General features: G+C 72.7%; 21 protein-coding genes. 10 read left to right on the top strand and 11 right to left on the bottom strand.

Annotated elements, in window-relative coordinates; translation table 11 throughout:
• Positions 1 to 57: 57 nt before the first annotated feature.
• Both ATJ97_RS13315 and ATJ97_RS13310 read right to left on the bottom strand, forming a co-directional pair.
• On the bottom strand, positions 58 to 585 hold the full coding sequence (locus ATJ97_RS13315; RefSeq protein ID WP_143427028.1) for a hypothetical protein: 528 nt from the start codon (positions 583 to 585) through the stop codon (positions 58 to 60).
• An 88-nt stretch (positions 586 to 673) separates the two neighbouring features.
• On the bottom strand, positions 674 to 1,585 hold the full coding sequence (locus ATJ97_RS13310; protein ID WP_098485459.1) for a phosphoribosylaminoimidazolesuccinocarboxamide synthase: 912 nt from the start codon (positions 1,583 to 1,585) through the stop codon (positions 674 to 676).
• A 77-nt stretch (positions 1,586 to 1,662) separates the two neighbouring features.
• On the opposite strand from ATJ97_RS13310, the gene ATJ97_RS13305 reads away from it, so the two are divergent.
• Together ATJ97_RS13305 and gndA are read left to right on the top strand one after the other, a co-directional pair.
• Positions 1,663 to 1,911 carry a hypothetical protein gene (locus tag ATJ97_RS13305; RefSeq protein WP_098484163.1) on the top strand — a complete coding sequence of 83 codons (249 nt, stop codon included), beginning with the start codon at positions 1,663 to 1,665 and terminating at the stop codon, positions 1,909 to 1,911.
• A gap of 162 nt (positions 1,912 to 2,073) precedes the next feature.
• The gene (gene gndA, locus ATJ97_RS13300; RefSeq protein WP_098484162.1) at positions 2,074 to 3,528 is read left to right on the top strand and encodes an NADP-dependent phosphogluconate dehydrogenase; all 1,455 of its coding nucleotides are present in this window, start codon (positions 2,074 to 2,076) and stop codon (positions 3,526 to 3,528) included.
• 92 nt (positions 3,529 to 3,620) lie between these two features.
• Here gndA and purD read toward each other — a convergent pair whose 3' ends face one another.
• Complete coding sequence (gene purD, locus ATJ97_RS13295) at positions 3,621 to 4,898, bottom strand: phosphoribosylamine--glycine ligase (RefSeq protein WP_098485458.1); 1,278 nt, start codon at positions 4,896 to 4,898, stop codon at positions 3,621 to 3,623.
• Between the two features lie 368 nt (positions 4,899 to 5,266).
• Here purD and ATJ97_RS13290 point away from each other — a divergent pair, with 368 nt between their 5' ends.
• Entirely contained in the window at positions 5,267 to 5,569 is a 303-nt protein-coding gene (locus ATJ97_RS13290) for a DUF2249 domain-containing protein (protein WP_098484161.1), read from the top strand.
• Between the two features lie 148 nt (positions 5,570 to 5,717).
• Here ATJ97_RS13290 and ATJ97_RS13285 read toward each other — a convergent pair whose 3' ends face one another.
• Positions 5,718 to 7,556 carry a phosphoenolpyruvate carboxykinase (GTP) gene (locus ATJ97_RS13285; protein WP_098485457.1) on the bottom strand — a complete coding sequence of 613 codons (1,839 nt, stop codon included), beginning with the start codon at positions 7,554 to 7,556 and terminating at the stop codon, positions 5,718 to 5,720.
• A 132-nt stretch (positions 7,557 to 7,688) separates the two neighbouring features.
• On the opposite strand from ATJ97_RS13285, the gene ATJ97_RS13280 reads away from it, so the two are divergent.
• Positions 7,689 to 9,167 carry a helix-turn-helix transcriptional regulator gene (locus ATJ97_RS13280; protein WP_098484160.1) on the top strand — a complete coding sequence of 493 codons (1,479 nt, stop codon included), beginning with the start codon at positions 7,689 to 7,691 and terminating at the stop codon, positions 9,165 to 9,167.
• A 63-nt stretch (positions 9,168 to 9,230) separates the two neighbouring features.
• Here the strand turns inward: ATJ97_RS13280 and ATJ97_RS13275 are convergent, their stop codons facing one another.
• Complete coding sequence (locus ATJ97_RS13275) at positions 9,231 to 9,950, bottom strand: TetR/AcrR family transcriptional regulator (protein ID WP_098484159.1); 720 nt, start codon at positions 9,948 to 9,950, stop codon at positions 9,231 to 9,233.
• Between the two features lie 181 nt (positions 9,951 to 10,131).
• Between ATJ97_RS13275 and ATJ97_RS13270 the strand changes: the two genes are divergently transcribed.
• Complete coding sequence (locus tag ATJ97_RS13270) at positions 10,132 to 10,551, top strand: STAS domain-containing protein (RefSeq protein WP_143427027.1); 420 nt, start codon at positions 10,132 to 10,134, stop codon at positions 10,549 to 10,551.
• A gap of 272 nt (positions 10,552 to 10,823) precedes the next feature.
• Here ATJ97_RS13270 and ATJ97_RS13265 read toward each other — a convergent pair whose 3' ends face one another.
• Complete coding sequence (locus tag ATJ97_RS13265) at positions 10,824 to 12,110, bottom strand: adenylosuccinate synthase (protein WP_098484157.1); 1,287 nt, start codon at positions 12,108 to 12,110, stop codon at positions 10,824 to 10,826.
• A 219-nt stretch (positions 12,111 to 12,329) separates the two neighbouring features.
• Here ATJ97_RS13265 and ATJ97_RS13260 point away from each other — a divergent pair, with 219 nt between their 5' ends.
• Positions 12,330 to 12,632, top strand: coding sequence for an STAS domain-containing protein (locus tag ATJ97_RS13260; protein WP_425432760.1), 303 nt, complete (start codon positions 12,330 to 12,332; stop codon positions 12,630 to 12,632).
• Positions 12,633 to 12,849: 217 nt separating this feature from the next.
• Here the strand turns inward: ATJ97_RS13260 and ATJ97_RS13255 are convergent, their stop codons facing one another.
• On the bottom strand, positions 12,850 to 15,063 hold the full coding sequence (locus tag ATJ97_RS13255) for an ATP-binding SpoIIE family protein phosphatase (RefSeq protein ID WP_098484155.1): 2,214 nt from the start codon (positions 15,061 to 15,063) through the stop codon (positions 12,850 to 12,852).
• 91 nt (positions 15,064 to 15,154) lie between these two features.
• On the opposite strand from ATJ97_RS13255, the gene ATJ97_RS13250 reads away from it, so the two are divergent.
• Entirely contained in the window at positions 15,155 to 15,571 is a 417-nt protein-coding gene (locus tag ATJ97_RS13250) for an STAS domain-containing protein (protein ID WP_245862498.1), read from the top strand.
• A gap of 81 nt (positions 15,572 to 15,652) precedes the next feature.
• Here the strand turns inward: ATJ97_RS13250 and fbaA are convergent, their stop codons facing one another.
• The 3 genes from fbaA to ATJ97_RS13235 all read right to left on the bottom strand — a co-directional run bounded on the left by fbaA (position 15,653) and on the right by ATJ97_RS13235 (position 18,046).
• Positions 15,653 to 16,675, bottom strand: coding sequence for a class II fructose-bisphosphate aldolase (gene fbaA / locus ATJ97_RS13245; protein WP_098484153.1), 1,023 nt, complete (start codon positions 16,673 to 16,675; stop codon positions 15,653 to 15,655).
• A 113-nt stretch (positions 16,676 to 16,788) separates the two neighbouring features.
• Entirely contained in the window at positions 16,789 to 17,448 is a 660-nt protein-coding gene (locus ATJ97_RS13240; RefSeq protein ID WP_098484152.1) for a TrmH family RNA methyltransferase, read from the bottom strand.
• Between the two features lie 28 nt (positions 17,449 to 17,476).
• Positions 17,477 to 18,046, bottom strand: coding sequence for a hypothetical protein (locus tag ATJ97_RS13235; RefSeq protein WP_098484151.1), 570 nt, complete (start codon positions 18,044 to 18,046; stop codon positions 17,477 to 17,479).
• Between the two features lie 503 nt (positions 18,047 to 18,549).
• On the opposite strand from ATJ97_RS13235, the gene ATJ97_RS13230 reads away from it, so the two are divergent.
• The 3 genes from ATJ97_RS13230 to ATJ97_RS13220 all read left to right on the top strand — a co-directional run bounded on the left by ATJ97_RS13230 (position 18,550) and on the right by ATJ97_RS13220 (position 21,170).
• On the top strand, positions 18,550 to 19,323 hold the full coding sequence (locus ATJ97_RS13230) for an HAD-IIA family hydrolase (RefSeq protein WP_098484150.1): 774 nt from the start codon (positions 18,550 to 18,552) through the stop codon (positions 19,321 to 19,323).
• A 106-nt stretch (positions 19,324 to 19,429) separates the two neighbouring features.
• Positions 19,430 to 20,380, top strand: a complete 951-nt coding sequence (locus tag ATJ97_RS13225; protein WP_098484149.1) for an ABC transporter ATP-binding protein — start codon at positions 19,430 to 19,432, stop codon at positions 20,378 to 20,380.
• A complete protein-coding gene (locus ATJ97_RS13220; RefSeq protein ID WP_098484148.1) occupies positions 20,370 to 21,170 on the top strand; it encodes an ABC transporter permease subunit in 801 nt (266 codons plus the stop codon). Before ATJ97_RS13225 ends, ATJ97_RS13220 begins: the two co-directional genes overlap by 11 nt.
• A 58-nt stretch (positions 21,171 to 21,228) precedes the next feature.
• On the opposite strand, the gene pyrE is transcribed toward ATJ97_RS13220, so the two are convergent.
• Positions 21,229 to 21,801 (bottom strand): orotate phosphoribosyltransferase, encoded by a 573-nt coding sequence (pyrE, locus tag ATJ97_RS13215; RefSeq protein WP_098484147.1) that lies wholly within the window; start codon positions 21,799 to 21,801, stop codon positions 21,229 to 21,231.
• Between the last annotated feature and the right edge of the window lie 10 nt (positions 21,802 to 21,811).

Here is a 21,811-nt window from a genome sequence, read left to right as displayed (position 1 = left end):
CCGGGCGTGTCGTCGTGACGCCCGCCACGGCCCGGCCCGAGCCGCCGTCCGACGTCCCTACGGCGTCTGCGCGGAGGTGCAGAGCCTCACGGCGGCGCCGCTGCCGACCCGGTAGTCGTACTGCTCGCCGCTGACGTCCAGGACCACGTGGTAGCCGTCGACCAGCGCCTGGGTGTAGACCATGCCGGGCTCCGGGCAGCCGAGCGAGCCGTCGTTCCACGTCACAGCCTCGGCGCGGACGACGGTGACCGACTGCGGCGGACCCCCCGTGCGGGTCGTCAGGTCCGCCAGCACCGCGTCCCACACCGGCTGCGGGACCGCCGGCGGGCGGGCGACCTCCCCCTCCGGCGCGGAGCCGGCGCCCGACGGCGGACCCGGGGAGCCGGACGGCGCCACCTCGGACGGGGCGGAGCCGGCGCCCGACGGCGGACCCGGGGAGCCGGACGGCGCCACCTCGGACGGGGTGGAGCCGGACGGCGCCGGAGAGCCGGTCCCACCGGGAGGCGCCGGGGAGCCGCACGCCGCCAGCACCAGGACGGCAACCAGCAGCGGCAGCAGACGGCCGTGCACCGCTGTTCGTCTCATGCCTCCTCCTTCCGTGCGGACCGGTCGTTCACGGCTTGTTCGTCCCTACCGTCCGAGCGGGGCCGTGGGGCGTCAGGCGCCTGGTGGCTCAGCCCGCGAACCTCGTCCCGGTCAGCTGCTCGAACGCCTCGACGTAACGGTCGCGGGTCCGCTCGACGACGTCGTCCGGCAGCGGCGGCGGCGCCTGGTCGGCGCCGCGGTCCCAGCCGGCCGCGGGCGACGTGAGCCAGTCGCGGACGAACTGCTTGTCGTAGCTGGCCTGCGCGCGTCCGGGCTGCCAGTCGTCGGCCGGCCAGAAGCGCGAGGAGTCGGGCGTGAGGACCTCGTCGCCCAGCACGACCTCGGGGCCGCCCGGCAGGGGCGAGGCGCCGAACTCCAGCTTCGTGTCGGCGATGATGATGCCGCGCTCCGCGGCGATGGCCGCGGCCCGCGCGTAGACCTCCAGCGTGCGGTCGCGCAGACGGCCGGCGAGGTCCTGCCCCACCCGGGACGCCATCTCCTCGAAGGTGATGTTCTCGTCGTGCTCACCCACCTCGGCCTTGGCGGCCGGGGTGAACAGCGGCTCGGGCAGGCGGTCGCCGTCGCGCAGCCCCGCGGGCAGCGGCAGCCCGGCGACGGCGGAGGTGGCCCGGTACTCCTGGAGCCCCGAGCCGGTGAGGTAGCCCCGCACCACGCACTCGACGGGGTACATCCGCAGCCGCCGGCACACCATGGCCCGGCCGGCCACCGCGGCCGGGACGTCGGTGGAGACCACGTGGTTCGGCACGACGTCGGCGAGCCGGTCGAACCACCACAGGCTCAGGGCGGTGAGGATCTTGCCCTTGTCCGGGATCGTCGTCGGCAGCACGTGGTCGTAGGCGCTGATGCGGTCGGACGCGACGACGAGGACGACGTCGCCGTCGGCCGGGGCGTCCTCGGGGACGTAGAGGTCGCGGACCTTGCCGGAGTAGGTGTGCGTCCAGCCCTCCAGACGGGGGGCGGAGCTTCCGTCGGTGCTCATGGCCACCATCCTCGCAGGGCCTTGCACGTGCCACGCCGACGTCCTGGCGCACGGGCGGGGCGCACTCACGGATCTCCGTGCCGGGGTACCTCGCTGAGCTGGCCGCCGGCGGCGTGGCGGTCGTGCCGACCGCCCTCGTGCCCCACGGTGCGCCGGAGCCCGAGCGGGAGGCCGCTCTCGCGGGTCGCCGAGGTGAGGTGGTCGTCAGGCCGGGCGTCGGCGCCGGCTCGTCCGGGGCGCTGAGGGCCGCTGCGTCGGCGGCGGAGATGGTCGACCACCTGGCGGTCGACCGCCGCGCCGACCACCTGCTCGCGCTCCACGGCTGAGCGTCCGGACCGCGGGCACGCCCCGCCTCCCCCGGGCGCCACGGGCGACAATTCCCCGGGACCGGGCAACTTCCGGCACGGTGCTGTGGTCCGCACCGCGACCGCGTACCGTTCCAGGGGCAACGCGCGACGCGCGACACGGCAACAGGAGGAAAGACGCAAATGGCATCGGAGAAGCCCGTCGGCACCGCCGACATCGGTGTGACCGGACTGGCGGTCATGGGCTCCAACCTCGCCCGCAACTTCGCCCGCCACGGGCACAAGGTGGCGGTGCACAACCGCTCCTGGGCCAAGACGGAGAGGCTCGTCACCGACCACGGCGAGGACGGGGTCTTCATCCCCTCGGAGTCCGTCGAGGACTTCGTCGCCTCGCTGTCCAAGCCGCGCGTCGCGGTGATCATGGTCAAGGCCGGTGCCCCCACCGACGCCGTGATCGACGAGCTCGCCCAGCACATGGAGCCGGGCGACATCATCGTCGACGCCGGCAACGCCCACTTCCCCGACACGATCCGGCGCGAGAACGCCCTGCGCGAGAAGGGCCTGCACTTCGTCGGCTCCGGCGTCTCCGGCGGCGAGGAGGGCGCGCTGAACGGCCCGTCCATCATGCCCGGCGGCACGAAGGAGTCCTACGAGCGCCTCGGCCCCATGCTCGAGGACATCTCCGCCAAGGTCGACGGTGTGCCGTGCTGCACCTACGTCGGGCCCGACGGTGCCGGCCACTTCGTCAAGATGGTCCACAACGGCATCGAGTACGCGGACATGCAGCTCATCGCCGAGGCGTACGACCTGCTGCGCCAGGGTCTGGGCGCCTCGGCGGCCGAGATCGGCGAGATCTTCGAGGAGTGGAACTCCGGGGACCTCGAGTCCTTCCTCATCGAGATCTCCGCGGAGGTCCTCAAGCACACCGACCCGCAGACCGGCAAGGCGTTCGTGGACATCGTCCTCGACCGCGCCGAGCAGAAGGGCACCGGTCGCTGGACCGTGCAGAACGCCCTCGACCTGGGCGTGCCCGTGACCGGCATCGCCGAGGCGACGTTCGCCCGCGCGCTGTCCGGCTCCGTCCCCCAGCGTGAGGCCGCCCGCGGCGTCCTGCCCGCCCACGCCGGCAGCTGGGACGTGCAGGACCGTGACGCCTTCGTCGAGGACGTGCGCCAGGCGCTGTACGCCTCGAAGGTGGTCGCCTACTCCCAGGGCTTCGACCAGATCACCGCCGCCTCGGAGGAGAACGGCTGGGGCATCGACCGCGGCGCCATGGCCCGCATCTGGCGCGGCGGCTGCATCATCCGCGCCCGGTTCCTCAACCGGATCACGGAGGCCTACGAGCGCACGCCCGACCTGCCGCTGCTGCTCGCCGACCCGTACTTCACCGACGCCGTGGGCAACGGCGTGGCGGCGTGGCGCCGGATCGTCTCCCAGGCGGCGCTCAACGGCGTGCCGACGCCGGTGTTCGCCTCGTCCCTGAGCTACTACGACGCCCTGCGCGCCGAGCGGCTCCCGGCGGCCCTGATCCAGGGCCAGCGCGACTACTTCGGCGCGCACACCTACCAGCGCGTCGACGCCGAGGGCGTCTTCCACACGCTCTGGTCGGGCGACCGCTCGGAGGAGAAGCAGTCCTGACGCAGGGCTCGACGCCCCACGCACGACGACGGCCGGTCACCCTCGAGGTGACCGGCCGCCGTCGTCTCTCTCCGGGCCGTCGCGGTAACGGGTCAGCGCCCCGCGGCGATGTCCGTCCGGTGCTGTGATCCCGGCAGGTCGATGCGGTCGACCCCGGCGTATGCGGCGTCCCGGGCGGCGGCCAGGTCCGGCCCGACCCCGACGACGCTCAGCACGCGCCCGCCCGCGCTGACGAGCTCGCCGTCGCCGTCCAGCGTGGTGCCGGCGTGCAGCACGTGGACGCCGTCGAGCTCCTCGGCGGCGTCGACGCCGGAGATCGGGTCGCCCTTGCGGACCGGTCCGGGGTAGCCGTGGGCGGCGAGGACGACGGTGACGGCCGCGTCCGGGCTCCAGCGCGGCGGCTCCACCTCGCCGAGCCGCCCGGTGGCCGCCGCGTGGAGGAGCTCCCCGAGCGGGGACTCCAGCCGGGCGAGCACGACCTGGGTCTCCGGGTCGCCGAACCGGACGTTGAACTCCACCACGCGCAGCCCGCGCGAGGTCAGCGCCAGCCCGCAGTACAGCAGGCCGGTGAAGGGGGTGCCGCGCCGGGCCATCTCACGCACCACCGGCCGCGCGACCCGCTCGAGCACCTGCTCGGTCAGGTCCTGCGGCGCCCACGGGAGCGGTGAGTAGGCGCCCATGCCGCCGGTGTTGGGGCCGGCGTCGCCGTCGGCCAGGCGCTTGAAGTCCTGCGCCGGCTCGAGCGCCACCACGTCGGTGCCGTCGGAGAGGCAGAAGAGGGAGACCTCGGGTCCGTCGAGGAACTCCTCGACGACGACGGCGGGCGCGCCGTCCGTGGCGACGTCGCCGTCGGCCTTCGCGAGGCAGGCGCGCGCGTGGGCGAGGGCGGCGTCGCGGTCGTCCGTCACGACGACGCCCTTGCCGGCCGCAAGTCCGTCGTCCTTGATGACGTAGGGGGCGCCGAAGGCGTCGACCGCCTCGACCACCTGCTCCATCGTCGTGCAGACGTGGGCCATCGCCGTGGGCACCTCGGCCGCGGCCATGACCTCCTTGGCGAACGCCTTGGAGCCCTCGAGGCGCGCCGCCGCCTGGTCCGGCCCGAAGCACGGCACGCCGGCCGCGCGCACGACGTCGACCACCCCTGCGACCAGCGGCGCCTCGGGCCCGACGACGACGAGGTCGGCGCCGCACTCGCGTGCGGCGTCGGCGACCGCGCGGCCGTCGAGGATGTCGAGCGGGAGGGAGCGGCCGAGCGCCGCCGTCCCGGGGTTGCCGGGGGCGACCACCAGGTCCGTCGTCGCCGGGTCCAGGGAAAGGGCGCGGGCCAGAGCGTGCTCGCGCGCGCCCGACCCGATCAGCAGGATCCTCACGCGCACGAGGGTAACCGCCGCGGCCGCCGCGGCAGCGACGGCGCCCAGCCGCCGGGCACCCGGCGCAGGTGCCCGACGCAGCATCCGGCACGAGCGCGCGCGGGCACCGGCGCCCACCCATCCCCGTCGACCAGCCGACCACGCCGACCCCGCCGACCCCGCCGACCACGCCGACCACGCGACCACGCCGACCCCGCCGACCCCGCCCTAAGTGTCCGTTTCCGGACCTCGATGAGCACTTAGGGCGTGCTCGGCACAGAGCGGTCGGAGTTCGTACCGCAGAGCGTCACGGACCCGAGGGTTTTTCACGGAATACTCCTGCTCTAACGTGGTGCTCAACCGACTGGCACCGACCGAGGGAAACGACCATGGCCATCGAGGACGTCACGATCACGAGCAGGGACGAGCGCACGGCCGGCTGCGGGTGCGGGTGCGGGCACGACGACTCGGTCCCGGCGCTGGACGTGCGCGCTGTTCCGCACGCGATCCGCCACGCCACCGTCTTCGGGGCGCTCGGTGCGATCGCTCCTGGCCTCGCGCTCGACCTCGTGGCTCCCCACGACCCCAAGCCGCTGCTGGCCCAGATCGAGCAGCGCGAGCCCGGCGCCTTCGACGTTCGCTACCTCCAGAGCGGGCCGGAGGCCTGGACGCTGCGCCTGACCCGGCGCTGACTCCGACCGGCGGGACCCGGCCCCGCAGACGAGTTCGAGGAAATGGTTCGCTGCCGAACCATTTCCTCGAACTCGTCACTGCCCCAACCGGCCAAGGAGCCGCCGGGAAGCCCTGCTGGTCGCGGTGCGCCGCCGGCCGGACCGCCGGTCAGCGACCGAGACGCTCGCGCAGGTTGGCGAGCTGGTCGGTCATCGCGTCGGGCAGGCGCGCGCCGAACTGGGCGAAGTACTCCTCCGTGAGGTCCGCCTCCGCGGCCCAGCTCTCCGGGTCCACGGCGAACAGCTCATGCAGCTGACCCTCGGTGATCTCGACCCCGTCGAGGTTGAGATCCTCGGGGCGGGGCAGGCGACCGGTCGGTGCGTCCACGGCGCCGACCTCGCCGTTGACCCGGCGCAGCGCCCACTCGAGCACGCGGGAGTTCTCCCCGAACCCGGGCCAGAGGTAGGAGCCGTCGGAGCCCTTGCGGAACCAGTTCACCTGGAAGATGCGGGGCGCCTTGTCGCCCAGCTTCTCCCCCATCTCGAGCCAGTGGCCCCAGTAGTCGGCCATGTTGTAGCCGCAGAAGGGCAGCATCGCGAAGGGGTCCCGTCGCAGCGCGCCGACCGCCCCCTCGGCGGCCGCCGTCTGCTCGGAGGAGACCGTCGCGCCGATGAACACGCCGTGCTCCCAGTCGTACGCCTCCGACACCAGCGGCACGTTGGAGGCCCGGCGCCCGCCGAAGAGGATGACGTCGATCGGCACGCCACCCAGAGCCTCCCACTCGGGGGCGATCGACGGTGCCTGGTCGGCCCGCACCGTGAAGCGCGAGTTCGGGTGGGCGGCCGGCGTGCCGCTGTCCGGCGTCCAGTCGTCGCCCCGCCAGTCCACGAGGTGCTCGGGCACCTCGTCGGTCAGCCCCTCCCACCACACGTCGCCGTCGTCGGTCAGGGCGACGTTGGTGAAGATGACGTCGCGGCCCAGGGCGGCGATCGCCGTCGGGTTGGTGGACTCACCGGTGCCGGGGGCGACACCGAAGAAGCCGGCCTCGGGGTTGATGGCGTACAGGCGCCCGTCGGGGCCAGGGCGCATCCACGCGATGTCGTCGCCGATCGTCTCGACCTTCCAGCCCGGGATGGTCGGCCGGAGCATCGCGAGGTTCGTCTTGCCGCAGGCCGAGGGGAAGGCGGCGGCGAGGTGGTAGACCCGCCCGTCCGGGCCGGTGATCTTCAGGACGAGCATGTGCTCGGCCATCCAGCCCTCGTCACGGCCGAGGACCGAGGCGATGCGCAGCGCGTAGCACTTCTTGCCCAGCAGCGCGTTGCCGCCGTAGCCCGACCCGTAGGACCAGATCTCTCGGGTCTCGGGGAAGTGGACGATGTACTTGGTGTCGTTGCAGGGCCAGGCGACGTCCTCACGGACGTTCCCCTCGGCGTCGGCGAGCGGGTAGCCCACGGAGTGCACGGCGGGCACCCAGTCGGCGCCGGCGTCGATCTGGGCGAGCGCCTCGGCCCCCATGCGCGTCATGATCCGCATCGACGTCACGACGTACGGGGAGTCGGTCAGCTCGACCCCCACACGGGAGATCGGACCGCCGACCGGCCCCATGGAGAACGGGACGACGTACATGGTCCGCCCCCGCATCGAGCCCTCGAAGACGCCACGCAGCTCCTCGCGCATGGCTCGCGGCTCGGCCCAGTTGTTGGTCGGGCCGGCGTCGATCTCCTTCTCCGAGCAGATGAACGTGCGGGACTCCACCCGGGCCACGTCCGAGGGCTCGGAGCGGGCGAGGTAGCTGCCCGGGCGCTTCTCCTCGTTGAGCCTGATGAACGTGCCGGCCTCGACGAGCTCGGCCGCGAACCGGTCATACTCCTCCTGCGAACCGTCGCAGACGTAGACGCGGTCCGGCCTGGTGAGCGCCGCGATCTCCTGCACCCAGCTGTACAGCGCCGGGTCGTTGATCTCCAGGCCGCTCATCTCCACGGCGGTACTGGGTGCAGCGTCCGTCATCGTCATCCTGCCGTCCTCCGAAGTGTCTCCCGGGCGCTGTTCTACGCCCTGTTTCCACTGTCCGCTCACCGGAGGACCCCTTTCAACCGAAGCCGGGTATAAAAACTGCAGAAGTTTCGCTACCGTCAACTCATGTCCGTCGAAAGCTCGTCCGACAAGACAACCAGACCCGCAGCGGATCCGCTCGTCCTCGGTCGCCGCATCCGCCACGCCCGCACGGCGCGCGGCATGACGCTGCGCGAGCTCGCCTCCGCCGTCGGCTCGACGACGAGTCAGCTCTCGCTGGTCGAGAACGGCCGGCGCGAGCCGCGGCTGTCGTTGCTGACGGCGATCGCGGAGACGCTCGGGACGACGGCGGGCGACCTGCTGACCGCCGCCCCGCCGCCGGACCGTCGGGCCGCGCTCGAGATCGCCCTCGAGCAGGCGCAGCGCAGCCCGCTGTTCGCCTCGCTGGGCGTACCGGCGGTGCGGCCGGGCCGCCGGCTGCCGATGGACGCCCTGGAGTCGCTCGTGGCGCTGCACGGCGAGCTCGAGCGGCGCGCCCGTGCCACGATCGCCACGCCCGAGGAGGCGCGGCGCATCAACACCGAGCTGCGCCTGGAGATGCAGGCCCACGACAACTACCTGCCCGACATCGAGGCCCTGGCCGAGGAGCAGGTCCGCGCCGTGGGCTACACCGGCGGTGCGCTCACCCACCACATGGTCGACCGGATGGCGGACCGGCTGGGCTTCGCGATCATCCACGTGGATGACCTGCCGCACTCCACACGCACGGTCACCGACCTGGAGAACGGACGGATCTACCTGCCGCCGGCGTCGATCCCCGGCGGCTACGGCCTGCGCTCCCTCGCGCTGCAGGCGATGGCGCACCGTCTCTTCGGCCACGAGCGTCCCGCCTCCTACGGCGACTTCCTGCGCCAGCGCCAGCAGATCGCCTACTTCACCGCCTGCTGCCTGATGCCACGGTTCGCGGCCAAGACCTTCCTCGAGGACAAGAAGGCCAGGAAGGACCTGGCGATGGAGGACTTCCGCGACGCGTTCGGTGTCACCCACCACTCGGCGGCCCAGCGCTTCACCAACCTCGCCACGGCCCTGCTCGGCATCCCGACCCACTTCATCCGCGCGAACGACGACGGCGCGATGTACCGCGGCTACGCCAACGACGGCGTTCCCCTGCCCGCCGACCCCGGCGGCGCCATCGAGGGCCAGCCCCTGTGCCGGCGGTGGGCGGCCCGCTCGGCGTTCGACCGGCGCAACCGGACCACGGAGTACTTCCAGTACACGGACACCCCGGCCGGGACGTACTGGTGCAGCACGCAGACCGGCACCGGACGGGAGAGCGAGTTCTCGATCACGCTCGGCGTGCCGTTCGCGCACGCGAAGTGGTTCCGGGGGCGCGAGACGACGCGACGGGCGATGTCCACCTGCCCGGACGAGTCGTGCTGCCGACGGCCCGAGGAGAACATGGCGGAGCGGTGGCGGGACCGGTCGTGGCCGAGCGCGGCGATGCACAACCACGTCCTGAGCCCGTTGCCGACCGGGACGTTCCCCGGGGTGGACGACGTCGAGCTCTACGAGTTCCTGGAGCGGCACGCGCCCGGCGCCGAGTGAGCCGGCCTCACCGGCGGCGCGCGGGGAGGTGCCGTCGCCGGGGCGCCGCGGAGGGTGCCGTGCTCACCGGAGCTGACGCTCGATGCGGTCGATGAGCTCCTCGAGCGAGATCTCGAACTCCTCGTCCGAGCGGTCCTCGGAGAGGAACGGCTCGAGCCGCTGGATGGTGGGGAAGTCGTCGAGGGCGAGGGCCGACGTCGACCGTTCGTCGCCCTCGTCGAGCGGCTCGTCGGGCACCATCGGTGCGCCCATCTGACTGGCCTCGAGGAGGAGGTGGCCGACCAGGAAGCTGGTGAAGGCCCGGTACGTCGCCGCGGCCGCCTCGTCGCCGAACCCCTGGTCCGTGAGCACGGAGAGGAAGTCCTCCACCACCTCGAGGCTGCGCAGCGGCGGCCGCAGCCACGGAGCCGCCGGGTGTCGGGTGGCGACCAGCGGGAAGAGCTGCGGGTGGTCGTGGGCGACGGCGCGCACCTCGTGAGCGAGCCACTGGATGTAGGCCTGCCACCCGTCCTCGGCGCTGACGGGGGTCTGCGCCGTGCGCCGCAGCCCGTCGGTGAGGTGGCTGACAAGGGCCTCGAGCAGGTCCTCGCGGCCCGAGACGTAGCGGTAGAGGGACATCGCCTCGACGCCCAGCTCGGAGCCGAGCCGCCGCATGCTGAGGGCCTGGAGCCCCTCCTCGTCGACCACCCGCAGCGCCTCGAGCACGATGCGCTCACGGCTCAGGGGAACGCGAGCCTCGTTCGTCCCGCGGGCGCGAGCCTCGGGTCCAGCAGGGTGAGTCATCGCTACGTCCTCGGAAGGGGGTGGACGTCGGACGGCCAGTCTAGGCGGCTGGCTCCGGCGCGCACAGTGACCGACACCTCGCCGGCACCGCGACACTCCTCGCTTACGCTGTAAGCACTGCCTGCGCACCGCGGGCACGGAGCGCCGGGGCGTGTCCGGTGCAGCTGAAGCAGGGAGAACCTTGGACGACCGAACTGGGAGCACCGGCTCCGCAGCCACCGTGCCGCCCGTAGGCACGCCCACCGGCGTGCCACCTGGGAGCGGCAGCGCCGACAACGCCGCCCCCTGGTCCGGCTCCACCGCCGTCCTGACGGCCGGTGACAGGACACGCCTGGTGCTGGCGGGCGAGGTGGACGCGAGCATGAACGAGGAGCTCGCCACCTGCACCACCGAGATCACGCGTCTCGGCCAGCCGCTCGACGTCGACGTCCGCAACGTCACGTTCATGGACTCGTCCGTGCTGGCGGTCATCGCCCGCCTGACGCAGCGGCTGTCCGGCCCGGTGCGGGTCATCGGCCCGTCCGAGTCCGTGCGCTTCCTGCTCGAGCTGACCCACCTGGTCGACGTGATCGAGATCCTCGACGAGGACCCGGACGCCTAACCCCGTCGCCGAGAGGTCAAGTCCTCCGCGACAGGTCAAGTCCTCCCTGACAGGTCAAGTCCTCCGCGACACGTCAAGTCCTCCGCGACAGGTCAACTTCTCCTAGGCAGTGCAGGTCTCCACGAGATGTCGGCGGCCCCGTCTCGTAAGGGAGCATCAGCGAAGGAGATGACTCCCCGCGGAGGAAGTGACATCTCGCGGAGAACTTGACGACTCGGGGAGGAGTTGACGACTCGCGGAGGAGTTGACGACTCGCCGGCGAGGGGCGGGAGTCAGTCGAGGAGGTCGTGGCGCACGATCGTGGCCTCGCGGTCGGGCCCCACCCCGATCGAGGAGATCCGCGTGCCGCTCATCTCCTCGACGGCGAGGACGTACCGCTGCGCCGCCTCCGGCAGGTCCTCGAAGGTGCGCGCACCCGAGATGTCCTCGGCCCACCCGTCGAGCTCCTCGTACACCGGCACGGCGTGGTGGAAGGAGGACTGGTCCGCCGGCATCTCGTCGTGGCGGACGCCGTCGACGTCGTAGGCCACGCAGACCGGGATCCTCTCCAGGCCGGTCAGCACGTCGAGCTTGGTCAGGACGAGGTCGGTGAGCCCGTTGATCCGGGAGGCGTACCGGGCCACGACGGCGTCGTACCAGCCCGTCCGGCGCGGCCGGCCGGTGGTGGTGCCGTACTCACCACCGACCCTCCGGAGCCGCTCGCCCATGTCGTCGTCCAGCTCCGTGGGGAAGGGGCCCTCGCCCACGCGGGTGGTGTAGGCCTTGATGACCCCGACCACCCGGTCGATCCGGGTGGGTCCGATCCCGGAGCCGGTGCAGGCCCCTGCCGCCGTCGCCGAGGACGAGGTGACGAACGGGTAGGTGCCGTGATCGACGTCGAGCATCGTGGCCTGGCCCGCCTCGAAGACGATCGTCCGGCCCTCGTCGAGGGCACTGTTGAGCACGAGGGAGGTGTCGGCCACCATCGGCCGGACCCGCTCGGCGTAGGCGAGCAGCCCGTCGGTGATCTCGTCGACGTCGAAGGCGCGCCGGTTGAAGACCTTCACGAGCATCTGGTTCTTCTGCGCGAGCGCCCCCTCGACCTTCTGGCGCAGGATCGAGGCGTCGAACAGGTCCTGGATCCGCAGCCCGACGCGGCTCATCTTGTCGGCGTAGGTGGGGCCGATCCCGCGGCCGGTGGTGCCGATCTGCCGCTTGCCCAGGAAGCGCTCGGTGACCTTGTCCAGCGTGCGGTTGTAGGTCGGGATGATGTGCGCGTTGGCGGAGACCAGCAGCTTCGAGGTGTCCACGCCGCGCGCCTCGAGCCCCTCGATCTCCTCGAAGAGCACCTCGAGGTCGACGACGACGCCGTTGCCGATCACGGGGACGCACCCGGGCGAGAGGATGCCGGAGGGGAGCAGGTGCAGCGCGTACTTCTCGTCGCCCACGACCACCGTGTGGCCGGCGTTGTTGCCGCCGTTGAACTTCACGACGTAGTCGACCCGCGAGCCGAGCTGGTCGGTCGCCTTGCCCTTGCCCTCGTCGCCCCACTGCGCACCGACGACCACCACGGCTGGCATCTGTCTGGATTCCTCTCGGCTGCTCCCGGCGCCGGTCGGCGCCCCCACGAGGTTACAGGCCGCCCCGCGGGAGGGTCGCGTGGGGCCAGGATGCATCTGGGCGCGCCAGGGGTTAGCGTCGTGCTCGTCCGTTGTCGCCGCCTTCTCCGGCTGCGGCGCCCGCTCGGAAGGTGACACGCACGCATGATCGAGATCTCGGCATCCGCTACCTCGGCGGCCGTGACGATAGCCGGAGACCTCGATCTTGCTGAGCGGGACCGATTCCCCGAGGTGACCGCCCGTGTCAGCGGCCTGCGGCGTCAGCTGCTCGTCCTCGACCTGTGCCGGGTGACGTTCATGGACTCCACCGGTGCCGCGTTCCTCATGGCCCTGGCCGACGCCTCCGCCCGCCGGGGTGGCGCCACGGTGCTGCGCGGCGCGAGTGAGCGGGAGCTGTTCGTGCTCGAGGTCTGCGGGGCGCTGGACATGTTCCGGATCGACGACCAGCACCGCTGCGACGAGGCCGAGGAGCTCTCCGCCTGAAGCTCGCGGGAGCGACGGCCCGCTCCCGCGATGTCCGCGGGAGCGAGCCCCGCCCGGGCGGCAAACCCGTCTGACCCCACTCGGGCGGCGAACGTATCGCCGCTTCTGCCCCTGCAGACCTGCCCAGACCGGCTCGGCGCGCCACCCTGGGAGGCGGGCTCGGGCGCGCACGGCCCCGCCCTGTCGGGCCGGCCTCGCCCTCTCAGGCCTGTGCCGCTCAGGCCGGCTCCGCCCTGGCGCCGAGCGTGCGGTTGTTGTCGGTGCGCACCCGGGCCCACACGACCTTCCCGCCCGTCGTCGGTCGCCAGCCCCAGTCGGCAAGCCGGTCGACGATGTGCATGCCGAACCCGCCCACGCGCGAGGCGTGGTGCTCGCGGGTCACCGGCGGCGCCGGGTTGGCGTCCTCGACCTCCATGCGCAGGCCGTCACCCGTGTCCTGCAGGCGCAGCCCGATCCGGCCCCAGCCGTGCATGACGGCGTTGGCCATCAGCTCGGAGATGACGAGCTCCGCCGCGCCGACCTGAGGGATGCCCCAGGCGTCGCACGCGCGGCGCACCGCGTGGCGGGCCCGCCCGATCGACGCGGCGTCGGAGGGCAGCTGCCAGCGACGACGGCGCAGCACGGCACCGTCCTGGCCGGTCCCGCTGCCGCCGGGCACGCGGATGACGACGACGGCGACGTCGTCCTCGGGCGCGTCCGCGAGCTGCAGGAGCTCCTCCCCCACGCCGGCGGCGTCGGGGGCGCGCACGGACGCGGCGAGGTCCATGAGGGCCTCGAGACCCTCGCGCATGCCGCGGTCCCGGCGTTCCACCAGCCCGTCCGTGTAGAGGACGAGCACGTCGCCGGGGAGGACCTCGGCCCGGGCGGTGCCGCGCGGGCCGGTCCCGAAGCCGATGAGCGCCCCGCCCGCGCCGTCGAGCGTGGTGACCTCGCCGTCGCGGACGAGCAGCGCCGGCAGGTGACCGGCGCGCGAGTACGCCAGGTGCCAGGCGTCCTCGCCACGCCGGGACAGGGTGGCGTAGACGAGGGACGCGTTGCGCGGGATGTTCATGCTCGTCACGAGCGTGTCCACGCGGCTGAGCACGGTGCCGGGGTCCACCAGCTCCTGGGCGTAGGCACGCACGACCGAGCGCAGCTGCCCCATGGCGGCGGCCGCCTCGACGTCGTGGCCCACGACGTCGCCGATGACCACGGCCACCGTGTCGTCGTCGAGGTGGACCACGTCGTACCAGTCGCCGCCCACCTGGGCGTGCTCGACGTTCGGCGAGTAGTACGTCCACACGTCCAGGCCCTGCACGTCCGCCTGCTCCGGCAGCATCGCGCGCTGGAGCGTCTCCGCGAGCACGTGCTCCCGCACGTACAGCTGGGCGTTGTCCATCGCCATGCCCACCCGGCGGGCCACCAGCTCGAGCACCGTCCCGACCTCGTCGGGAAGGATCGCGATGGCCTCCTCGGCACCGTCGAGGTTCAGCACCCCCGCGATCTTCGCCGACGTCGGCCCGCGGTGCGGGAGCGCGACGAAGAGGGCCAGGGTCCGCTGCCGGCCGAGCACCGGCAGGACGAGCACGCTGCCCTCGGCCCCGGGCATCGCGTCGAGCCTGGGCCGCACGAGGCGGAGAAGCTCAGCGGTGACGCTCCCGGGCACCCCCTGCTCGCCCGGCTCGAGCCGCACGGTGCGCATGGTGGTGCCCTCGAAGAGCTCCAGCACCGGGTCCTGCCCGAGGTCCTCGACGTCGAACCGCCGACGCCGGGGGTCGGGATGGTCGACGATCCCGTCGACCTCCGCCAGCTCCCGCCCGAGGACGAAGAACCCGCTCCAGGCCACCACCTGGCGGGTGACGAGGTCGGCGATGTGGCGCAGCACGTCCGCGGAGTCGGCGTCCTGGAGGAGGTCCGACACCCGGGCGACGATGCTCAGCGCCAGGCGTGCGCGGCGCTCGATGTCGAGGCGGACCTGCTCCAGCTTGGCCGTCTCCACCTGTGCCGAGACGTCCCGGACGACGGCGGCCCACAGCTTCGCCCCCGCGTCGGGCAGGTCGAGCGGGGCGAGGTCGAGCGCGGCCCACAGCCGGGTCCCGTCGGCGCGTCCCACGAGCGTCGTCACCCGGGTGGGGCGCCCCGCCGCGAACGCCGCAGCGATCTCGCGGGCGCCCTGCTCGTCGATGCCCGTCAGGCGGAGGAGGTCCCTGCCGCCGTGGAGCAGTCGTTCGCGGCTGATGCCCGAGATCTCGACGGCGGCGTCGTTGGCCATGACGACGTCCCAGGAACCGTCGGGGTGCTGCGCCAGGACCACGACGCCGTCGGGCAGCTGCCGCAGCACGGTCAGGGCCGCGCTCGCGGCGAGCCGGTCGCCGGCAAGGGTCGGCGAAGGCAGGACGAGGCGGTCGTCCTCCCGCCCTACTCCCGTGGTTCCGGGAGCGGATTTGCCCATCAACGTCTCCGATCGTCTAGCGTTCCCTACGATGCCCCGTGAACCAGCGGGTCACACACATTCTGTATGTCCAGCGGCGAGAGGATGCGCGGTGCACGAGGTGACGCAGGGACCGCCCCGGCCGGAGGAGGGTGCCGGCACCACGCCGGCGACCTCGGAGACCGGGTCGGTCCACGTGATGGTCTCACGTGAACGGACACGGCTCGTCCTCTCGGGCGAGGTCGACGTGGCGCTGGGGGCGGACCTGTCGGAGGCCGTCACGGAGGCGGAGCGCGTCGGCCTGCCGGTCGAGATCGACGCCCGGCACGTGACGTTCATGGACTCCTCCGGGGTCTCGATGCTCGCACGCCTCGCCCACCGCACCCCGGGCAGGCTCACCCTCATCCAGCCGCCCGACGTGGTGCGCTTCCTCCTCGAGGTGACCAGGATCGGCGAGGTCGTCGACGTCCTCGACGCCGACCCCGGCTTCCCGTCGGACTCGGGCCCGCTGCCTGACGACGCAGCCTGAGCCGGCCGGCGCCGCCCACCCTCACGGACCACGGGCCCGGCATCCGCTCGGATGCCGGGCCCGTCGTCGCCGGGATGCGGCTCAGGCCATCTTCGTGCCGGCCGAGCGCAGCTGCTGGCACGCCTCGACGATGCGCTGGGCCATGCCGGCCTCGGCGAGCTTGCCCCAGGCGCGCGGGTCGTACATCTTCTTGTTGCCGACCTCGCCGTCGATCTTCAGGACGCCGTCGTAGTTCTTGAACATGTGCTCCACGACGGGGCGGGTGAAGGCGTACTGCGTGTCGGTGTCGATGTTCATCTTGATGACACCGTTGTCCACCGCGGTGGCGATCTCCTCGGCGCTGGAGCCGGAGCCGCCGTGGAAGACGAGGTCGAACGGCTTCTCCTTGCCGACCTCCTTGCCGACGACCTCCTGGATCTGGCCGAGCAGCTCCGGGCGCAGCTTCACGGCGCCGGGCTTGTACACGCCGTGGACGTTGCCGAAGGTCAGCGCGGTGAGGTAGCGCCCCTTCTCGCCGGTGCCGAGCGCGCGCACGGTTGCCAGGCCGTCCTCGGGGGTGGTGTAGAGCTTCTCGTTGATCTCGGCCTCGTGGCCGTCCTCCTCGCCGCCGACGACGCCGATCTCGATCTCGAGGATCGTGCGCGCCTTCTGGGAGAGCTCGAGGAGCTCCTCGGCGATGACGAGGTTCTCCTCCAGCGGGACGGTGGAACCGTCGAACATGTGCGACTGGAAGGTCGGGAGCTGACCGTTGGCGACCTCCTCGGCCTCGAGGGCGAGCAGCGGCCGCACCCACGAGTCGAGGTTCTCCTTGGTGCAGTGGTCGGTGTGGAGCGCCACGGTGATGCCGTAGCCGTTCGCGACCTCCTTGGCGTACGCGGCGAGCGCCCGGGTGCCGGCGACGCGATCCTTCACGGTGGCGCCGGAGGCGTACTCGCCACCGCCGACGGAGACCTGGAGGATGCCGTCGCTCTCGGCCTCGGCGAAGCCGCGCAGCGCCGCGGTCACCGTCTGGGAGGAGGTGACGTTGATGGCGGGGTACGCGAAGCGGCCGGCCTTCGCGCGGTCGATCATCTCGGCGTAGGACTCGGGAGTTGCGATGGGCACGTGGGTCTCCTGTGCTCGGCGAATCGGTACGGCCCGATCATTCCACCTCTGCGGGGCCGTTACCTAAGCCAGGCGTCCCGGGTGAGGCCCCTCACGCCCCCGTTCCGCGCCGCTCACAGCGGGGTCCCGTCGTAGCCGGTCGGCCGGGCGTGCTGGAGCATCCAGGCGTGCATGGCGACCGCGGCCGCAGCGCCCGCGTTGATCGACCGGGTCGACCCGTGCTGGCTGATGTGCAGGATCGCCTCGCAGCCCGCGCGGGCCTCGGCCGACAGGCCGACGGACTCCGAGCCGAACACCATCACCGCCTCGCGGGGCAGCGCCCGCCCCTCGATCGGCTCCGAGCCCGGGACGTTGTCGACGCCGATGACCGGCAGGCCGCGCCCGGCGGCCCAAGCGAGCAGGTCGCAGACGTCTGCGTGGTGGCGCAGGTGCTGGTACCTGTCGGTGACCATCGCTCCCCGGCGGTTCCAGCGGCGCCTGCCGACGATGTGCACCTCCGCGACGGCGAAGGCGTTCGCCGTACGGACCACCGAGCCGATGTTCATGTCCCGTGAGAAGTTCTCGATCGCCACGTGCAGGGGGTGCCTGCGGGTGTCGATGTCCGCGACGATCGCCTCGACGCTCCAGTACCGGTAGCGGTCGACGACGTTGCGCCTGTCGCCCTCGCGCAGCAGCTCCGGGTCGTACCGGGGGTCGTCCGGCCAGGCGTCGGGTCCGCCCGGCCACGGGCCGACGCCGACCGTCCCGGCGTCGTCGGGGTTCTCAACACTCACGGGTGCACGGTACGGGCCCGCCCGCCCGTCACTGGTTGGCGAGCACCACGCCGGCGGCGACGGCGACGACGATCACGACCGTGACGAGGATGGCGACGACCATCGGGTTGCGCTGGATGTACGGGACGGTGCCGGGGAAGGCGGCCTCGAGCTCACGCGGGGTGAAGACCTTCTCGAGCTGCGTCGGGGCGACACCGAGCGAGCCGGCGAGCGCACGGATCTCCTCCGGGTCCCAGACGTCGGAGCGGACCGTGAGGAGCTTGCGGCCCGACCGGTCGCGCACCAGCGCGGTGAGGTAGGTGCTGCGGTCGGCCCCGCGCTCGGCCCGGAACGGGAAGAGCAGGACCTGCCCGACGTCCGCGAGGGGGAACGTGGTCCTGCCGAGGATGCGGACGCGTTCGAGGCCGAGCGGTGTCACGACGATCCGCGACCGGCGCAGCTCCAGGACCACGTAGAGGGCGACGAGCACCACCGTGGCCCCGGCGAGCAGCAGGGCCGGCTCCGTGCCGCGTCGGACGGCGGTGAGGACGACCGCGCCGACGACCACGGGCGCGATCGCGCCGATCGAACGCCGGATCTGTGCGCGGCTGGGCCGCATGACCGCCGCGCCGTCCGGCCCGCGGCGCAGCTGAGGCAGGTGCGGAGCGCGAGACGCACCCGCGAAAGAGGCGGCAGGGGCGTACGCCGCGGAGTGCCCGTACGGGGCAGACGGCGTGTACGGAGGAGTCGGAGCGTACGGAGCAGACGGCGTGTACGGAGTCGGAGCGTACGGGGCCGCTCGGTCGGCCGCCGGGGTCTGCCACCCCGTGTGGGCCCCGGGCGCTGCGGGCGGGCTCTGCTCATGGGCAGGCCGACCGCTCCGGCCGGGGACGTACGCGCCGTACCCGGACGTCGGCTCCGTCGTCGGATCGGGCGCTCCCGCAACGCTCATGACATTTCCTCCCTCGGCAGTCCGGTGAAAGGTAGCGCGCCCGCGGCATCCGGCGGGGGCGAATCGGACTCGGCATCGGGACGACGGCGCCGTGCCCGCGCCGGCCGGCTGGGTAAGGTCGGGCCGTGAGAGGCCCCGGCGTCACGCCCGGGCCCACGGCGGGAGGTGCGATGAGCGGCGAGATCGAGAACTGGCTGACAGACATGGACGGAGTTCTCGTCCACGAGGGGATCGCCCTGCCCGGTGCCGCGGACTTCATCGCGCGGCTGACCGAGCTCGACCGTCCCTACCTCGTGCTGACCAACAACTCGATCTACACCCCGAGGGATCTCTCCGCGCGCATGGCGACCTCCGGCTTCACGGTCCCGGAGGAGCGCATCTGGACCTCCGCGCTCGCGACCGCCACGTTCGTCTCCCAGCAGATGCCCGGCGGGAGCGCCTACGTGATCGGCGAGGCCGGCCTGACGACGGCGCTGCACGAGCGGGGGTACATCCTCACCGACACGGACCCGGACTACGTCATCCTCGGGGAGACCCGCACGTACTCCTTCTCCGCGATCACCCGCGCGATCCGCCTCATCCGGGACGGCGCGCGCTTCATCGCCACCAACCCGGACCCGACCGGCCCCTCCAGCGAGGGCCCGCTCCCGGCGACCGGCGCCGTCGCCGCCATGATCACCAAGGCGACCGGCCGCAACCCGTACTTCATCGGCAAGCCGAACCCGGTGATGATCCGGGCGGCGCTCAACCGCATCAACGCCCACTCCGAGAACACCGCGATGGTCGGGGACCGGATGGACACCGACATCCTCGCCGGGATGGAGGCGGGGCTGCGGACCTACCTGGTGCTCACGGGCTCGACGACGGAGGCCGAGGTCGAGAAGTACCCGTTCCGTCCCAGCGAGGTCCGGGCCTCGATCGCGGACCTGGTCGACCTCGTCTGACTGCCGCCGCCCACGCGGGCGGCGGGCCCACCTCACCGCGGGAGCGGTCACCGACAGGGCCTTCGGTCCCTTCCCGCCCGGGCCCCGGCGGGCGGACGCTCGTGACATGAGCGGTGACGCCGTCATCCGGACGAGCGGGCTGACCAAGCACTACGGCCGCACCGTCGCCCTGCGCGACGTGGACCTGGAGGTCCGGCGCGGTGAGGTGTTCGGGTTCCTGGGCCCCAACGGGGCGGGGAAGACGACGACGCTGCGCATCCTGATGGGCCTTCTGCGACCGACCGCCGGGAAGGCGGAGGTGCTGGGCGAGGACCCGTGGCGCGGCGCCGTCGCGCTGCACCGCCGGGTCGGCTACGTCTCGGGCGAGACGGCCCTGTACGACCGGCTCACCGGGCGTCAGCACGTCGAGCTGCTCACCCACCTGCGCGGTTCCGCCGGCCAGGCGCGGGACCTGGCGGGCCGTCTGGGGGTCGAGCTGGACCGGCGTACCCGCGAGCTGTCCAAGGGGAACCGGCAGAAGCTGGCGATCCTGCTCGGGCTCATGTCCGGGCCCGAGCTGCTCGTCCTCGACGAGCCGACGTCCGGCCTCGACCCGCTGGCCCAGAACACGTTCCACGACCTGCTGCGCCAGCACGTCGCCGCCGGAGGTTCCGTGCTGCTGAGCTCGCACGTGCTCGGCGAGGTCGAGGAGGTGGCGGACCGCGTCGGCGTCCTGCGCGCCGGCGAGCTCATCGCCGTCGAGAGCCTCGCGGAGATGCGTGCCAAGGCGCTGCACCACGTCCGGGTCACGTTCGACCACTCCGTGCCGGCCGCCGCGCTCACGTCCGTCCCGGGCGTGCACGACGTCGCCGCCGAGGGCGCACGGCTGACGTGCAGCGCCCCGCAGATCGCCCTGGACGGGCTGCTCAAGACGGTCGCCAGGTACGGCGTCGTCGACTTCGAGTGCGCCGAGGCGGGGCTGGAGGAGACGTTCCTCGCCTACTACGGCGCCGCACGGGACGACCGGCAGGGCGGTCCGGCGTCCCCGCGGAGGGAGGGAGCGGGCCGTGCTGCGTGACGTCCTCACCAAGACCCTCTACGACGAGCGGCGGGCGCTGCTGGCGTTCGCGGTCAGCCTCGTCCTGCTCGAGCTCATGTACCTGTCCTTCTGGCCGTCCATCCAGGGCCAGCCCTCGATCGGGGACTTCCTCGACCAGATGCCGGAGGCGATGCGCAACCTCTTCGCCATGGCGGGGGCGGACATGTCGACGCCGGTCGGCTACGTCCAGATCGAGCTCTTCGCGTTCATGGGCCCGATCGTCTTCCTGCTCTTCACGATCACGGCCGGGGCCGCCGCCGTCGCCGGCGAGGAGGAGCGGCACACGCTCGACCTGCTGCTCACCCAGCCGGTCTCCCGCCGTCGGGTCGTCGCCGACAAGCTCGGCGCGATGGTGCTCGGCACGATCGGCCTCGGGGTCGTGGCCGGTGCGGCCTTCCTGGCGATCGGGCCGCTCTTCGACGTCACGGTCCCGGCGGGGAACCTGCTCGCTGCGCTGGTCCACCTGGTGCTGCTGGGACTCGTCTTCGGTGCCGTGGCCCTCGCGGTCGGTGCCGCCACGGGGCGCCCGGGGCTCGCCAAGGGTGTCGCGGCGGTCCTCGCAGTGGTCGCCTACGTCGTCAACGGGCTCGCCCCGATGGTCTCGTGGCTGGAGCCCGTGCAGCGGTTCTCGCCGTTCTACCAGTACGCCGCGCACGACCCTCTGCGCAACGGGCTCTCCGGCTCCGGCGTCGTGGTGGCCCTGGCCACCGTGGTGGTGCTCGGCGTGGTGGCGGCCGTGACGTTCGAGCGGCGCGACGTCTCGGGCTGAGCCGGGCGGTCAGCCCGGGCCCGAGGTCGGGCGGTCAGCCCAGGCCGAGGTCGGGCGGTCAGCCCAGGCCGAGGTCGGACAGCCCGAGCGCCGCGAGGTAGGGCACGCCCGTCTCGCTGATCCGCTCGCGGGCGCCGGTGTCCCGGTCGACGACGACGGCGACGGCCGCGACCTCGGCCCCGGCCTCGCGCAGCGCCTCGATCGCCGTGAGCGGGCTGCCGCCGGTGGTGGAGGTGTCCTCGAGGACGACGACGCGGCGTCCGGCGACGTCGGGGCCCTCGATCCGGCGCTGCATGCCGTGGGACTTGGCCTCCTTGCGAACCACGAACGCGTCCAGGTCCAGCCCGCGGGAGGCGGCGGCGTGCAGGATCGCCGTCGCCACCGGGTCCGCGCCCATCGTCAGCCCACCGACGGCGTCGATCTCGTCCGGGCCGAAGCCCGCCTCCTCGAGCATGTCGAGCATGACGTGCCCGATGAGCGGGGCGGCCGCGTGGTGCAGGGTGGCGCGGCGCATGTCGACGTAGAAGTCCGACGTCAGGCCGGAGGCCAGGGTGACCTCGCCGCGCACGACGGCGAGCTCGCGGACCAGCTCGGCCAGCCGGGCCCGTGGGGTGTCGTTGGGGGTGTTCACGGCCGCCAGC

It is taken from the genome of Georgenia soli (assembly GCF_002563695.1).
In the GTDB taxonomy this organism is placed as follows: domain Bacteria; phylum Actinomycetota; class Actinomycetes; order Actinomycetales; family Actinomycetaceae; genus Georgenia; species Georgenia soli.
This window is presented reverse-complemented; position numbering and strand designations above follow the sequence as displayed.

What these genes read in the sequence shown, in the direction of transcription:
- ATJ97_RS13315 (WP_143427028.1), bottom strand. Translation starts at nt 585, where the DNA reads ATGAGACGAACAGCGGTGCACGGCCGTCTGCTGCCGCTGCTGGTTGCC.
- ATJ97_RS13310 (WP_098485459.1), bottom strand. Translation starts at nt 1,585, where the DNA reads ATGAGCACCGACGGAAGCTCCGCCCCCCGTCTGGAGGGCTGGACGCAC.
- gndA (WP_098484162.1), top strand. Translation starts at nt 2,074, where the DNA reads ATGGCATCGGAGAAGCCCGTCGGCACCGCCGACATCGGTGTGACCGGA.
- ATJ97_RS13290 (WP_098484161.1), top strand. Translation starts at nt 5,267, where the DNA reads ATGGCCATCGAGGACGTCACGATCACGAGCAGGGACGAGCGCACGGCC.
- ATJ97_RS13285 (WP_098485457.1), bottom strand. Translation starts at nt 7,556, where the DNA reads ATGACGGACGCTGCACCCAGTACCGCCGTGGAGATGAGCGGCCTGGAG.
- ATJ97_RS13280 (WP_098484160.1), top strand. Translation starts at nt 7,689, where the DNA reads ATGTCCGTCGAAAGCTCGTCCGACAAGACAACCAGACCCGCAGCGGAT.
- ATJ97_RS13275 (WP_098484159.1), bottom strand. Translation starts at nt 9,950, where the DNA reads ATGACTCACCCTGCTGGACCCGAGGCTCGCGCCCGCGGGACGAACGAG.
- ATJ97_RS13265 (WP_098484157.1), bottom strand. Translation starts at nt 12,110, where the DNA reads ATGCCAGCCGTGGTGGTCGTCGGTGCGCAGTGGGGCGACGAGGGCAAG.
- ATJ97_RS13255 (WP_098484155.1), bottom strand. Translation starts at nt 15,063, where the DNA reads ATGGGCAAATCCGCTCCCGGAACCACGGGAGTAGGGCGGGAGGACGAC.
- ATJ97_RS13235 (WP_098484151.1), bottom strand. Translation starts at nt 18,046, where the DNA reads ATGCGGCCCAGCCGCGCACAGATCCGGCGTTCGATCGGCGCGATCGCG.
- ATJ97_RS13230 (WP_098484150.1), top strand. Translation starts at nt 18,550, where the DNA reads ATGAGCGGCGAGATCGAGAACTGGCTGACAGACATGGACGGAGTTCTC.
- ATJ97_RS13225 (WP_098484149.1), top strand. Translation starts at nt 19,430, where the DNA reads ATGAGCGGTGACGCCGTCATCCGGACGAGCGGGCTGACCAAGCACTAC.